This is a genomic window from Solibacillus sp. FSL K6-1523 (assembly GCF_038005225.1).
In the GTDB taxonomy this organism is placed as follows: Bacteria; Bacillota; Bacilli; order Bacillales_A; family Planococcaceae; genus Solibacillus.
In genome coordinates, this window is the sequence record NZ_JBBOSU010000001.1 from 875,723 (window position 1) to 889,194 (window position 13,472).

Annotated in this window: 14 protein-coding genes; 5 read left to right on the forward strand and 9 right to left on the reverse strand. The window is 36.6% G+C overall.

Annotated features, from left to right (window positions below; all coding sequences use genetic code 11):
* Nucleotides 1-2: 2 nt before the first annotated feature.
* From MHI10_RS03960 to MHI10_RS03985, 6 genes are all read right to left on the reverse strand, one after another.
* Entirely contained in the window at nucleotides 3-791 is a 789-nt protein-coding gene (locus tag MHI10_RS03960; protein ID WP_340783154.1) for a M15 family metallopeptidase, read from the reverse strand.
* A 216-nt stretch (nucleotides 792-1,007) separates the two neighbouring features.
* The gene (locus MHI10_RS03965) at nucleotides 1,008-2,084 is read right to left on the reverse strand and encodes an ABC transporter substrate-binding protein (protein WP_340783155.1); all 1,077 of its coding nucleotides are present in this window, start codon (nucleotides 2,082-2,084) and stop codon (nucleotides 1,008-1,010) included.
* Nucleotides 2,081-2,881: an ABC transporter permease gene (locus MHI10_RS03970; protein WP_340783158.1), complete on the reverse strand. Its 801-nt coding sequence runs from the start codon at nucleotides 2,879-2,881 to the stop codon at nucleotides 2,081-2,083. Before MHI10_RS03970 ends, MHI10_RS03965 begins: the two co-directional genes overlap by 4 nt.
* Complete coding sequence (locus tag MHI10_RS03975; RefSeq protein WP_340783160.1) at nucleotides 2,881-3,687, reverse strand: ABC transporter permease; 807 nt, start codon at nucleotides 3,685-3,687, stop codon at nucleotides 2,881-2,883. The genes MHI10_RS03970 and MHI10_RS03975 overlap by 1 nt, the downstream gene beginning before the upstream one ends.
* Complete coding sequence (locus MHI10_RS03980) at nucleotides 3,680-4,780, reverse strand: ABC transporter ATP-binding protein (protein WP_340783162.1); 1,101 nt, start codon at nucleotides 4,778-4,780, stop codon at nucleotides 3,680-3,682. The genes MHI10_RS03975 and MHI10_RS03980 overlap by 8 nt, the downstream gene beginning before the upstream one ends.
* A gap of 17 nt (nucleotides 4,781-4,797) precedes the next feature.
* Entirely contained in the window at nucleotides 4,798-5,340 is a 543-nt protein-coding gene (locus tag MHI10_RS03985) for a helix-turn-helix domain-containing protein (protein ID WP_340783165.1), read from the reverse strand.
* Nucleotides 5,341-5,702: 362 nt separating this feature from the next.
* Here MHI10_RS03985 and MHI10_RS03990 point away from each other — a divergent pair, with 362 nt between their 5' ends.
* Together MHI10_RS03990 and MHI10_RS03995 are read left to right on the forward strand one after the other, a co-directional pair.
* Nucleotides 5,703-6,134: a TlpA family protein disulfide reductase gene (locus tag MHI10_RS03990; RefSeq protein ID WP_340783167.1), complete on the forward strand. Its 432-nt coding sequence runs from the start codon at nucleotides 5,703-5,705 to the stop codon at nucleotides 6,132-6,134.
* A 97-nt stretch (nucleotides 6,135-6,231) separates the two neighbouring features.
* Complete coding sequence (locus MHI10_RS03995; RefSeq protein ID WP_340783168.1) at nucleotides 6,232-6,888, forward strand: potassium channel family protein; 657 nt, start codon at nucleotides 6,232-6,234, stop codon at nucleotides 6,886-6,888.
* A 111-nt stretch (nucleotides 6,889-6,999) separates the two neighbouring features.
* Here the strand turns inward: MHI10_RS03995 and rnjA are convergent, their stop codons facing one another.
* Both rnjA and MHI10_RS04005 read right to left on the reverse strand, forming a co-directional pair.
* Entirely contained in the window at nucleotides 7,000-8,667 is a 1,668-nt protein-coding gene (rnjA, locus tag MHI10_RS04000; RefSeq protein WP_340783171.1) for a ribonuclease J1, read from the reverse strand.
* A 5-nt stretch (nucleotides 8,668-8,672) separates the two neighbouring features.
* Complete coding sequence (locus MHI10_RS04005; RefSeq protein ID WP_340783173.1) at nucleotides 8,673-8,882, reverse strand: DNA-dependent RNA polymerase subunit epsilon; 210 nt, start codon at nucleotides 8,880-8,882, stop codon at nucleotides 8,673-8,675.
* A 477-nt stretch (nucleotides 8,883-9,359) separates the two neighbouring features.
* Between MHI10_RS04005 and MHI10_RS04010 the strand changes: the two genes are divergently transcribed.
* Nucleotides 9,360-10,130, forward strand: coding sequence for a Cof-type HAD-IIB family hydrolase (locus MHI10_RS04010; protein WP_340783175.1), 771 nt, complete (start codon nucleotides 9,360-9,362; stop codon nucleotides 10,128-10,130).
* Nucleotides 10,131-10,206: 76 nt separating this feature from the next.
* On the opposite strand, the gene def is transcribed toward MHI10_RS04010, so the two are convergent.
* The gene (gene def, locus MHI10_RS04015) at nucleotides 10,207-10,764 is read right to left on the reverse strand and encodes a peptide deformylase (RefSeq protein ID WP_340783178.1); all 558 of its coding nucleotides are present in this window, start codon (nucleotides 10,762-10,764) and stop codon (nucleotides 10,207-10,209) included.
* 597 nt (nucleotides 10,765-11,361) lie between these two features.
* Between def and pdhA the strand changes: the two genes are divergently transcribed.
* Nucleotides 11,362-12,477 carry a pyruvate dehydrogenase (acetyl-transferring) E1 component subunit alpha gene (gene pdhA / locus MHI10_RS04020; RefSeq protein ID WP_340783180.1) on the forward strand — a complete coding sequence of 372 codons (1,116 nt, stop codon included), beginning with the start codon at nucleotides 11,362-11,364 and terminating at the stop codon, nucleotides 12,475-12,477.
* A 3-nt stretch (nucleotides 12,478-12,480) separates the two neighbouring features.
* Nucleotides 12,481-13,458 (forward strand): alpha-ketoacid dehydrogenase subunit beta, encoded by a 978-nt coding sequence (locus MHI10_RS04025; RefSeq protein ID WP_340783183.1) that lies wholly within the window; start codon nucleotides 12,481-12,483, stop codon nucleotides 13,456-13,458.
* Nucleotides 13,459-13,472: the final 14 nt, after the last annotated feature.

Here is a 13,472-nt window from a genome sequence, read left to right on the forward strand (position 1 = left end):
TGTTATTCAGATTCATTATTTGTAATAATAATGCCTTGTTGATTATCTCCAGACAGCTCATAGTCGCTTAAATTTTGCAAAGCTTCCTGGGCATCTTCAATAGATGGATAATAGGAAATCATAGTGCCATTGTTCGTTTTATAAAATCCATTCGTGTGCAAATAGGAAATATACTCCTCAAGTACCCATTGCTCTTTATACATAATTTCGCTATGCGGCAATCCGACATAGCGGAAATGCCAAGGTTCAAAAGCAATACCTGTTATTGCTGTTTTTCCTTCAGGATAGCGCAAAATAAACCCGTAACGCCAAGCATTTTGAGCGAGCCAAGTGCCTTCATCAGATAAGCCCATTGGACCGCTCGTTGAACCAATATCGACGGCGAGTCCTGAATTATGTTCGCTATAGCCAGCTGGTAGCGCAACGTCTTCACCAAATTCTTTAAAGACATTTTGCTGGGTGTGGAAATCGCGGAAACCACTATTGATTGCAAAGTTCGTAATGCCTTCTTCATGTGCTTCTTTTAACATCACATTTAAATGTTGGGCAAGACGTTTAGAAATTTCTGTAGTAGCATCCGAAATTTCAGCATATTGAATGACTTCTGTTGCCAGTTTTATATCATTTGGAATGGTTGTTTCATCCACTGCGAATTGGTTATTAATTAATCGTAAATCACCATGCAGGATGTGTAAATTTTGCTGAGGTTGTTCATCCGTAGTAGAACGGCTCATATCAAAACCCCATAAACCAATAGCAATTATTAATAAAAGTACGATCCATTTTCTCATTTCATTGCCTCTTTTATCATATTCTTATTTTCGCCAAATTGAAGAATTCCACAAAAGTTTGGTCAAATTTTGGCGTTCTTATTCTTAAAATGTAAATTTCTATTTTTAGTATAACGCTAAAAACTTAATAGAAAGTGAAGCAATTTCTTAAGAATTTCTGAATGTTTCTTAAGAAAAAAGCAGGGGCTGCCCTAAAAAGGACAGCTCCTGCTTACATTATTTCAAGCTCATTTTAAATTCTAAGAAGTATTCGTTATATTTTCCAAGCCATTCAAGACCAAGGTTTTCGTATACTTCTAGCTTATCGCGTAGTTCATTGTCTGGATAAAAGCGTTCGTCTGTAATGACTTCTGGGTCCATAATAGCCCACGCTGCTTCGTTTGGTGTAGAATAGCCGACATAATCAGCATTTTGAGCGGCGTTTTCTGGATCTAACATAAAGTTAATAAATTTATGCGCACCTTCTACATTTTTAGATGTTTTCGGGATGACCATATTATCAAACCATAAGTTTGAACCTTCTTCTGGAACTGCATAGTTAAGTTCTTCATTTTCCGACAACATATCAGCTGCTTGCCCAGACCAAGTTAACGCAACAGATGCTTCGTTATTAATCATTAATGGTGTAATTTCATCACCAATGATCGCTTTAATATTTGGTGATAGTGTAATTAATTTATTAGTTGCCTGACGTAAAATTGTATCGTCTTTCACATTTAATGATTCACCGATTGTATTTAAGCCCATACCAATAACTTCACGTGAACCGTCTACTAAAAAGACTTTTCGCTTTAATGATTCATCCCATAAATCATCCCATGACTCAAATGTTAAATGATCCTCGATTAAGTTTGGATTATAAACGATTCCAACTGTCCCCCAAAAATAAGGAAGCGAAAATTCATTATTCGGATCAAACGATAAATTTAAAAAGTCTTCATTCACATTTTTCATATTTGGAATTAATGTGTGATCTAACGGAATGAGTAAATTATCTTCCTTCATAGACTCCACTGTATATTCGGATGGAACCGCAACATCATAGGCAGAGCCACCTTGTTGAATTTTTGTTAACATCGCTTCATTGGAGTCGAATGTTTCATAAATGACATTAATGCCCGTCTCTTTTTCAAACTTTTTGATTAAATCTGTATCGATATATTCGCCCCAGTTAAAAATGGTTAATGTATCCTTGCTACCTGTACTGCCTTTTGATTGCATTTGGCCAGCAGCGACAAATAACAGAACACAGACAATGATAATGGCAATCGTTGCTTGTAATAAATCTCTCATCGTTGTCCCTCCGAAGTCGCTGATTTTGCCTTTTGATTAATAAAGTAATAGCCGATGACAACGAGTACAGTAATCGCAAATACTAATCCTGAAATGGCATTGACAGTTAACGAAATTCCCGCACGTGCCATCGAGTAAATTTCTACAGATAATGTACTAAATCCATTGCCGGTAACGAAAAATGTAACCGCAAAGTCATCGAGTGAATACGTTAAAGCCATAAAGAAACCTGCGAAAATACCAGGTGAAATATACGGTAAAATGACACGTGTTAATATGTCTCTTTTTGTTGCGCCTAAATCACGAGCCGCATCAATTAATGATGTGTTCATCTCGAGTAGCTTCGGTAAAACCATTAAAACTACAATTGGTACACTGAAAGCGACATGCGATACAAGTACCGAAGCGAATCCTAACTTGACACCAATCATTGTGAATAAAATTAAGAAACTCGCACCAATTACAACGTCTGGTGATACGATTAACACATTGTTTAAAGAAAGAATTGTATTGCGCATTTTTTTATCTTTAATTGAAACAATGCCAATCGCACCAAGTGTTCCAATTACCGTTGCAATTAAACCAGATAACAAGGCAACAATTACGGTATTGATTAAAATAACGATAAGGCGCGAATCTTCAAATACAGCTTGGTAATGCTCAAGTGTAAATGATTCGAAGTTATTCATATTGCCACCGCTATTAAATGAGTAGAAAATTAAATAAAGAATCGGCGCATAAAGCACGGCAAAGACAAAAACTAAATACGCTTTTGAAGTAGCGGATAATTTTTTCATTATGCGCGTCCTCCTTTAGAATTTTGTTTCGTAACAAGCATCGTTAATACCATAAATACGATTAAGAATACGGCGATCGTTGAACCCATACCCCAGTTTTGTGAAACAAGGAATTGCTGCTCAATCGCTGTACCGAGTGTGATAACTTGGTTCCCCGCAATTAATCGTGTAATCATGAATAATGATAATGCAGGGATAAATGTGACTTGAATCCCTGCTTTTACACCATCAATTGTCAGTGGGAATACGACACGACGGAATGTTGTCCATGCAGACGCACCTAAATCACGAGCCGCAAATACTAATGATGGATTCATTTTATCTAATGAGTTAAAAATCGGAATAATCATAAACGGAATGAAAATATAAACCGATACGAAAACGAAACTAAAGTCAGTAAATAAAATTTGTTTCGGATTAAAGCCGAATACTTCAATCAATGCATTAATTGGACCATAAAGACCGAAAATACCAATGAATGCGTACGTTTTTAATAATAGGTTAATCCAAGAAGGAATAATAATAAGCATTAACCAAAGCTTTTTATGTTTTGTTTTTGTTAATAAATAAGCGGTTGGATAAGCAAAAATTAATGTAAATACTGTAATTAAAAATGCATACCAAAAGCTACTAAGCGTCATTTTTAAATAAACAGGCGTAAAGAATTTCACATAGTTGGCTAATGTAAAATTGCCGTTTAAATCAAGTAGCGAGTAATATAAAATTAAGGCAATTGGCGCGATAACGAATAAAAGTATCCAAAATAAATAGGGGATTAAAGGGGTTTTAGCTGCTTTACTATTCATGTTCTTCATCCCCATAAGCTTCAAGACGCTTGTCGAAATCTTCCTCTGTTTCATTTAAACGCATGACATGAATCGCTTCTGGATCAAAGTCCAAACCGATTTCTGCACCAACTTCTGCCTTTTTCAAAGAATGTACGAGCCATTCATTGCCATCTTTATCGTAAGTTGAAAGCTCATAATGTACTCCGCGGAATAATTGTGTGTCAACTGTGACGATTAGTTTGCCTTTTTCAGGTTTTGTAATTTCTAAATCTTCTGGTCGGATGACAATATCAATTTTCTCGTTTGGTTTCATACCGCCATCTACACATTCAAATACCTTGCCTGCAAACTTTACTTTATAGTCTTCAATCATCGTACCAACTACAATATTTGATTCTCCGATGAAATCAGCCACAAAGCGGTTAATCGGCTCATCATAAATATCTACAGGTGTACCCGATTGTTTAATTTCTCCATGTGATAAAACGAAAATTTCATCACTCATCGCAAGCGCCTCTTCTTGATCGTGTGTAACGAATACGAAAGTTTTGCCAAGACGCTGTTGCAGTTCACGTAGTTCATATTGCATTTCTGTACGTAGCTTTAAATCTAAAGCTGATAATGGTTCATCTAATAAAATCACTTCAGGATCATTGACAATCGCGCGGGCAATCGCTACACGTTGACGTTGACCACCAGACATTTCAGGAATTTCTCGGTTGCCATAACCAGCTAAGTTGACGAATTTTAACGCCTCTTGCACACGTTCACGAACTTCTGCTTCTTTTACTTTTTTAATACGTAAACCAAATGCCACATTTTCGAAAACGTTTAAATGGGGAAATAGTGCATAGTCCTGGAATACGGTATTTACTTGACGTTCATTTGCAGGGACATCATTAATACGTTTCCCATTAAAATAAACATCGCCAGTTGAGGCCTCTGTAAAGCCAGCAATAATACGTAAAATGGTTGTTTTACCACAGCCAGATGGACCGAGCAATGTATAGAATTTACCTCGCTCTAATTCAAAGTTAATATTTTTTAATACGACTGTGCCATCGTCGAATGATTTTGTGACATTTTCAAAGCGAATGATCGCGTTATCCATTTCATGTGCCTCCTAAATTATAAATAAGATTGAGTTGCAACTAATAGCAGCTTTGTCATACCATTATGTGCATTAAAAATTTGATGATTGGAGGAGGCTTCATAGTAGACAGCATTTCCTTCACTTGCAATATATTCAGCATTGCCAATGACAACGCGAATACGACCGTTTAAAACATATATAAAAGTTTCTGCTAAAGATGGTTCGAATGTTTTAAATTCTGCATCCTTTTGTAGTGTAATGAAGACCGGCTCCATTTCTTTTTCATTGGAAGTTGGAATTAGCCATTCGATTTCATATTTTTTGTCGTGGTCTATAAAGCTTGTTTGATCATCTTTTGTAAAAACAATTTTTTCATTTTCTTGCTCATCATCAAAAAAGTCTCGTGGCGTACAACCGAGAACTTCTAATAAATTGAATAAAGTTTCAATTGATGGGGAGTTTAAATCGCGTTCTAATTGTGATATATAGCCTTTTGTTAAGTCGGTGCGCTCTCCAAGTTCCTCTTGGGTCAATCCTTTTGTTAATCGGAGCGCCTTGATTTTCGTTCCAATTTGCATACGGTCAAGCTCCTCTGCTAGTTTACTTATGTTAAACTTTGAGTATAGAAGTTTACTTTAACAAAACTTTAAGTTTACGAAAACAATTATAATTATACATAAAGTTAGAAGATTTTCAAGGGGGATTTTAAAGAAAAGCTAAACAAAATTTCGCCTTGAAATGGAAACTATAAAACCATGCTCAAACGAGGATTATTCGGTAAAAAACGTTTACAATTAGCTTCGTATTGATTGTGATATTCAACTAAAAATGAGCGTTAACAGGAAGGGAATTGAAAGAATTTTTGGAAATGCTTTAAGTGAATTGTCGTTTGAAGTGACGAAAGGAAAATTGAGACATATTCTATTGTAAGGAGGGAGTTATGAAATTACGTAATCCAATGCCTCCACTTGAAGGTGAAGAGGTAATATTAAATGGGCACAAGTTCAATCGGCAAAATAAAGGGAGTCTAGTCCTCGTTTATTTTTGGTCGATTAGTTGTAATCAGTGTGAACAGTCATTCGCGAAACTGAGTGAACTTAAAAAAATATTTGGAAACAAGCTCAATATTGTAACGGTTCATATGCCAAGAAGTAAAGAAGATAAAATAATTGATTTGGTAAAAGAGAAGGTGGAAAGACTTCATATACCATTCCCGATATTTGTAGATAGTCATTTGAAAATATCGGATACATTTCAAAATCGAATGGTGCCTGCCTTTTATTTATTTGACCAAAATGGATTATTGCGCTTTTTTACAGCAAGTGTCATTTCAACAAAGCAATTAGAATTGAAAATTAGTCGAATTCTTTAGAACTTTTTAAGCTCATTATTTTTACAGAAGTTTTATTAGCGAAAAAGCAATTTATGCGATAAAATATGGGCAACTGATTTTGCACGGAGGAGAAAGAATGAAAAAAGAATTTGTTGTTATCGGCTTAGGTCGATTCGGAGGAAGTATTGTAAGAGAACTTGTCAAACAAGGTGCAAATGTAATGGCAATTGATACGGATAGTGAACGGATAGATGAATTTGCGCAAATTGCGACGCAGGCAGTTGTGGCGGATACGACGGAAGAGTCGGTCATTAAGTCTTTAGGCATTTGGAATTTTGAACACGTCATTGTAGCGATTGGGGAAAATATTCAAGCGAGTATATTGACGACTTTAATCTTAAAAGAACTAGGTGTTCCGCAAATTACGGTAAAAGCACAAAATGATTATCATGAAAAAGTGTTACGAAAAATTGGCGCGGATTATGTTGTACATCCAGAGCGTGATATGGGCATTCGTATCGCAAATAATATGATGTCAAATAGTGTATTAGATTATTTAGAGCTTTCGGGTGAGCACTCGATTGTGGAAATTAAGGCGAGTGAAAAAATTGCAGGCCATTCTTTAATTGAATTAGATATTCGTGCAAAGTATGGTGTCAATATTGTAGGTATTACACGTGGTGATGAGATTATGGTTTCACCTGCTGCAACGGATCGAATCGAGGTAGGGGATATATTGTTAGTTATTGGGGCGGATGTAGATATTGATCGCTTCGTTCAGAAAGTAATTTAACATGATAAAAGACATCAACTTGTTCTAAGGAGGGACGGTGTTGATGTCTTTTTTGTTTTGCAAATCGAAAAAGGAGAAGGTGCATAAATGTATGCGCGCCTTCTCCTTTAATTATACTTCCATAATGATTGGTAAAATCATTGGACGACGCTTTGTTTTTTCGTATAAATACGGTCCTAAAACGTCTGTAATTTCATTTTTAAGGTCATTCCATTGTGTATCTTTATCTTGGATGCTGCTATTTAAATGTTGGTTTAACATTTTTTGCGCTTCATTAATCATCGTACCTGATTCACGCATATACACAAATCCGCGTGAAATAATATCTGGACCTGATACCAATTTATTTCTTTCCATATCGACGCTTACGACAACGATGACTAAACCTTCTTCGGAAAGAATGCGTCGGTCGCGTAATACGATATTGCCAATGTCCCCAATCCCATTGCCATCAATATAAACATCACCTGAAGGAATGCGACCAGCAACATGTGCTTCTTTTGCACTTAATGCTAAAACTTCACCATTATCCATAACAAATGAATTTTCTAGTGGAACTTCACATGCTTCAGCAAGTTCTGTATGGATTTTTAACATACGATATTCACCGTGTATTGGCATGAAGAATTTTGGCTTCATTAAGCGAAGCATTAGTTTTTGTTCTTGTTGAGAACCATGACCAGATGTGTGAATATTATTTAATGCACCGTGAATTACTTCAGCACCAGCGCGGAATAATAAGTTGATAATTTTGTTTACGCTCATCGTATTACCTGGAACAGGAGAAGATGAGAATATAACTGTATCACCCGGTTGGATTTGAATTTGACGATGCGTACCATTTGCGATACGTGATAATGCAGCCATTGGTTCTCCTTGAGAGCCGGTACATAATATCATCACTTCATTTGCTGGTAGGCGATTTAAGCTTTGCACATCAACGAATGTTTCCTTCGGTGCAGTAATATAACCAAGTTCACGTCCGATTGTAATGGCATTGTCCATAGATCGGCCAAATACAGCAACTTTACGTCCGTACTTTACGGCTGCATCCGTAGCTTGTTGTAAGCGGTGAATATTTGATGCAAATGTAGCAAAAATAATACGTCCATCCACTTTGCGGAAAATGTCATCAATACTTTTTCCAACTGTACGCTCAGACATTGTGAAATCTGTTTTTTCAGCATTTGTACTATCAGAAAGTAAGCATAGTACACCGTCACGACCGATTTCAGCCATTCTTGTTAAGTTAGCTGGTTCGCCAACCGGTGTAAAGTCAAATTTAAAATCTCCAGTATGGACAATATTACCTGGTGGTGTTTTTACAACAACGCCAAATGCGTCAGGAATACTGTGTGTTGTACGGAAAAAGCTAACAGATGTTTTTCTAAATTTGATCATGTCGTCTTCTTTAAATTCAATTAGCTTTGTCGTGCGTAATAAGCCGTGCTCATCTAACTTATTGCGAAGTAGACCTAGCGCTAACTTCCCGCCATATACAGGTACATTTACTTGACGTAATAAATAAGGAATACCACCAATATGATCCTCATGACCATGAGTAATGAAAAGTCCTTTTATTTTGTCAACATTGCGTACTAAATAAGTATAATCTGGGATAACGTAGTCAATGCCTAGTAAGTCGTCTTCCGGAAATTTAATACCAGCATCAATTAAAATAATTTCGTCTTGGAATTGAACTCCGTATGTGTTTTTGCCGATTTCGCCCAGTCCGCCGAGCGCGAAAACAGCTGTTTGATCATTCTTAACGAATTTCATGAGAATTAAGCGTTCTCCACAGTGAAATTAGGGCTTGCTTGTTCATACTCAAGGTAGTTACCTTCTAATAGTTGAACAAGCTCGATGTTATAGTTACGGTCTTTTAAGTAGTGACGAACTTCACGTTCAGAAGAAGCCTCTAAATAAAGAGTTTTTGTGTTTTCGCGAACTGGAATGTCATTGATGTTTTCTTGATAATACACTTTGTAAATCATAGTTACTCTCCTTTAGTTACGAACATAATTATTGCACTTCTATAATAGAAAAAATGCATTTCCTTTATCTTATCACGCGAGTCCTTTAAAATAAAGAAAAGCCCATCAATTTCCTTTACATTTGAGAAGAAATATTTAACTTGATTCAGCAAATTCATTTATACCGAAAGCAAAGCGATAGGTACAGAAGTCCCCTACTACTATACGTGGGGATGAATGCCAAATTGGCAAATCTATTCAGTGGGGCTTCAAACCCCGAAGGATTTTAGACGTAAAAAAATGGCGCAACTCCAAAATGAGGTGCGCCATGAATCGTATAAATTTTTAGGCAATTAATTTTTTACCGAGGACGCCTTTTAACTGTTTCAAGAACTTCTTTTTGAGACGTTTTAACATAGGTCATCACTCCTTAAAATCATTATACAGAATATTCTTTCATTTGTAAATAGACTATTAAAAAAGTGAGGAAGAAAAACAATGAAAAAGATACTATTTTTTGATGTAGACGGCACGTTATATAATTCACGAAAAGAGTTACCAAAATCTGCGAAGGAAGCTCTTTTTAAAGCACGTGAAAATGGGCATGAAATTGCTATTGCAACAGGGCGTGCACCTTTTATGATTCAAGACTTACTAGAGGAACTTGAAATTGATACATATATTACGTTTAATGGCCAATATGTTGTGCATAAAGGAGAAGTTATTTATACAGACCAAATTGCAAAGGATGAGCTAAAAAAAATAATTGCTTTTGGAGAGACTCAAAACCATCCGTTTGTCTTTTTAAATGAAAAGGAAATGATTGCTTCAAAAGATAAATATTTATCTATTGAAGAAAGTTTGAATACGCTTCATTATCCATATCCAAAGATTGATGCAAACTATTATTCACAAAATCCAGTTTATCAAACATTATTATTTGCAGAACAGCATGAGCAGGAACTGTACGAAAAACAATTTCCAAATGTCCAATTTATTAGATGGCATCAATTTTCATGTGATATATTGCCGAGAGAAGGTTCAAAATCGAGAGGGATTCAAAAGTTGATTGAACATTTGAACGTTACAATGGAAAATACCGTTGCGTTTGGTGATGGCTTGAATGATGTTGAAATGCTAGGTGGTGTTGGAATCGGTGTAGCGATGGGAAATAGCCATGAAAAAGCAAAAGCAGCTGCTTCGATTATTACAAAGCATGTAGATGAGGATGGTTTAGCGTTTGCGATGAAACAATTAAACCTTATTTAATAGCTAAAAAGACGCCCCTCATGCTAAATAGCGCGAGGAGCGTCTTCTATAATAAAGACATTTAATTTTGGGAGAATTAATCTCTTCCAAAAGGTGTGCTATTTTCAATTTCTGCAAATGGATCTTTTGCATTAATGCGATCGTAAAACAGAACACCATTTAAATGATCGAGTTCATGTTGAAATGCAATTGCTGGCAATCCAGATAAACGCATTTTCTTTTCTTCACCATCAACGGTCATAAATTTTACCGTAATACGAGAATAGCGCGGAACGTAACCGGGGATAGCGCGATCTACTGATAAGCACCCCTCACCATTTGTAAGGTAAGTTTGTTCGACTGAATGGCTCACAATCTTCGGGTTGCATGCGACGAAGCTTAATTGCTCTCCATGTTCGTCTTCTAAATGAAGTGCAAACATTCGCTTAAGACAATTTACTTGATTCGCCGCTAAGCCAATTCCACCGCGTAAACCATATTTTTCTGCCATGTCTTCATCTTGGCTATTAATTAAATATTGCAGCATATCTCCAGCTAGTTTTTTATTTTCCGCAGAAAGTGGAAACGTAAAATCTTCAGCTCGTGTACGCAATGTTGGATGACCATCGCGGATAATATTTTCCATTAAAATCATGTGAAACTTCCTTTCGATTATTACTTATAGTTAATAGTATACACCAATCGTCTTAACGTTCGTATGGAAAAATACCGGCAATAAAATAACATTCACAGGAAATTTAATCGAATGATACTTGAAAATAAAGTGTAAAGAAATGGACAAATGGGCATGGTATTGAAAGTAGAATTAATCAATTACGACGCCTCGTCGTAATTGCGTCCAGATTTTTCTCGAGCTTTCTCGAAAAATTCCTTTAAAAAATCTGTGACATCCACTGGGGCATAACTTAATTCGATAGTAGTAGGAGACTTTTGCTGAATTAAATTATAAGTTGGTTGGAATAGAGGGAAGAACGCGATGTAAATTATCCGTACAGTGAGAGCTAAAGAAGGGAATGAATCCTGGGAAAATAAACTATTATAGTACAGAGTGATGGTGGATGTATAACAGATAGGTGAACTGTTATAATTTGAAATTCTAAAAAGAAAACGTCTAATTTGTAGGTAAATAATGATTGACCGATAGGATTTTATTCTTTATACTCAAATTTATAAGGTATTGTACTAATGTATTTATAAAGTTTCTTAATACAGTTTGAAGGGGATGTACTACATGAATGAAAAAATGATGAATCAATTCAACCCAACTGGAACTTTGCAAGAGATTGAAGCGAAGTTCGAAATGTTCCAAATATTAAATGAAAAAGGCGAAGTTGTAAATGAAGCGGCAATGCCTAACTTATCAGATGAAGAATTAGTAGAGTTAATGACTCGAATGGTATATACACGTATTTTGGATCAGCGCTCAATTTCGTTGAACCGTCAAGGACGTTTAGGATTTTACGCACCTACTGCAGGTCAAGAAGCATCACAATTAGCATCGCATTTTGCTTTAGAAAAAGAAGACTGGATTTTACCAGGTTACCGTGATGTACCTCAACTTATATGGCACGGACTTCCATTGTCGAAAGCGTTTTTATTTAGCCGCGGACATTTCATTGGAAACCAAGTACCTGAGGGTGTCAATATTTTAGCGCCGCAAATTATTATTGGTGCACAGTATATTCAAACTGCAGGTGTTGCACTAGGCTTGCAAAAACGTGGTTCAAAATCAGTTGCAATCACATATACAGGTGACGGTGGATCTTCACAAGGGGACTTCTATGAAGGAATTAACTTTGCAGGTGCCTTCAAATCACCAGCAATCTTCATCGTACAAAATAACCAATTCGCGATTTCTACACCTCGTGAATTACAAACAGCTGCGAAAACAATTGCGCAAAAAGGGATTGCCGCTGGTATTCCGTCTGTATTAGTTGATGGGATGGACCCGTTAGCGGTTTATGTAGCAACAAAAGATGCACGTGATCGAGCAGTTGCTGGAGAAGGTCCAACGCTAATCGAAACAATGTGTTACCGTTATGGTCCGCATACGATGGCTGGAGATGATCCAACACGTTACCGTAATTCGGATACGGACAATGAATGGGCAGCGAAAGATCCGTTAATTCGCTTCCGTAACTTCCTAGAAGCAAAAGGTTTATGGGATGAGCAAAAGGAAGAAGCAGTTATTGAGCGTGCAAAAGAAGAAATTAAAGAAGCGATTAAGCAAGCAGACCAAGCACCGAAGCAAAAGGTGACAGAGTTAATGGACAACATGTACGCAAGTGATATGCCATATAACTTAAAAGAGCAATATGCAATTTTCAAAGAGAAGGAGTCGAAATAAGCCATGGCACAATTGACGATGATTCAAGCAATTACAGACGCATTACGCTGCGAAATGAAAAATGATGAAAATGTTTTAGTATTCGGTGAAGATGTTGGTGTAAACGGTGGGGTTTTCCGTGCAACAGAAGGTCTTCAAAAGGAATTTGGCGTAGAGCGCGTTTTTGATACACCACTTGCAGAGTCTGGTATTGGTGGTTTAGCGATTGGTTTAGCTTTAACAGGTTATCGACCAGTTCCTGAAATTCAATTCTTTGGATTTGTATATGAAGTGATGGACTCAATTAGCGGTCAGCTTGCGCGTATGCGTTACCGTTCAGGTGGTACGTACAATGCACCAGTAACGATTCGTTCTCCATTTGGTGGTGGCGTTCACACACCTGAAATGCACTCGGATTCATTAGAAGGATTAATGGCGCAACAACCTGGATTAAAAGTTGTTATTCCATCAACTCCATATGACGCGAAAGGTTTATTAATTGCCTCTATTCGTGATAATGACCCAGTAATTTTCTTAGAGCATTTAAAATTATATCGTTCATTCCGTGAAGAAGTTCCGGAAGAAGCATATACAATTGAAATTGGTAAAGCCGATGTTAAGCGTGAAGGTAAAGATTTATCAATTATTGCATACGGTTTAATGGTTCACGAAAGCTTAAAAGCGGCAGAAGAACTTGAAAAAGAAGGTTACTCAGTTGAAGTAATTGATTTACGTACGATCCAACCATTAGATATCGAAACAATTATTGCCTCTGTAGAAAAAACAGGACGTGCAATCGTTGTTCAAGAAGCACAAAAACAAGCAGGGATTGCGGCTAATGTCGTTTCGGAAATTACAGAGCGTGCGATTTTATCTTTAGAGGCGCCTGTATTACGTGTAGCAGCGCCAGATACAATTTATCCATTCCCTCAAGCAGAAGGTGTATGGTTACCAACGTATAAAGATGTAATGGAAACGGCGAAGAAAGTACTAACATTCTAAGAATTGAAGGTGAG

Coding starts and splice junctions, on each gene's coding strand:
- MHI10_RS03960 (WP_340783154.1), bottom strand. CDS start 791: ATGAGAAAATGGATCGTACTTTTATTAATAATTGCTATTGGTTTATGG.
- MHI10_RS03965 (WP_340783155.1), bottom strand. CDS start 2,084: ATGAGAGATTTATTACAAGCAACGATTGCCATTATCATTGTCTGTGTT.
- MHI10_RS03970 (WP_340783158.1), bottom strand. CDS start 2,881: ATGAAAAAATTATCCGCTACTTCAAAAGCGTATTTAGTTTTTGTCTTT.
- MHI10_RS03975 (WP_340783160.1), bottom strand. CDS start 3,687: ATGAATAGTAAAGCAGCTAAAACCCCTTTAATCCCCTATTTATTTTGG.
- MHI10_RS03980 (WP_340783162.1), bottom strand. CDS start 4,780: ATGGATAACGCGATCATTCGCTTTGAAAATGTCACAAAATCATTCGAC.
- MHI10_RS03985 (WP_340783165.1), bottom strand. CDS start 5,340: ATGCAAATTGGAACGAAAATCAAGGCGCTCCGATTAACAAAAGGATTG.
- MHI10_RS03990 (WP_340783167.1), top strand. CDS start 5,703: ATGAAATTACGTAATCCAATGCCTCCACTTGAAGGTGAAGAGGTAATA.
- MHI10_RS03995 (WP_340783168.1), top strand. CDS start 6,232: ATGAAAAAAGAATTTGTTGTTATCGGCTTAGGTCGATTCGGAGGAAGT.
- rnjA (WP_340783171.1), bottom strand. CDS start 8,667: ATGAAATTCGTTAAGAATGATCAAACAGCTGTTTTCGCGCTCGGCGGA.
- MHI10_RS04005 (WP_340783173.1), bottom strand. CDS start 8,882: ATGATTTACAAAGTGTATTATCAAGAAAACATCAATGACATTCCAGTT.
- MHI10_RS04010 (WP_340783175.1), top strand. CDS start 9,360: ATGAAAAAGATACTATTTTTTGATGTAGACGGCACGTTATATAATTCA.
- def (WP_340783178.1), bottom strand. CDS start 10,764: ATGATTTTAATGGAAAATATTATCCGCGATGGTCATCCAACATTGCGT.
- pdhA (WP_340783180.1), top strand. CDS start 11,362: ATGAATGAAAAAATGATGAATCAATTCAACCCAACTGGAACTTTGCAA.
- MHI10_RS04025 (WP_340783183.1), top strand. CDS start 12,481: ATGGCACAATTGACGATGATTCAAGCAATTACAGACGCATTACGCTGC.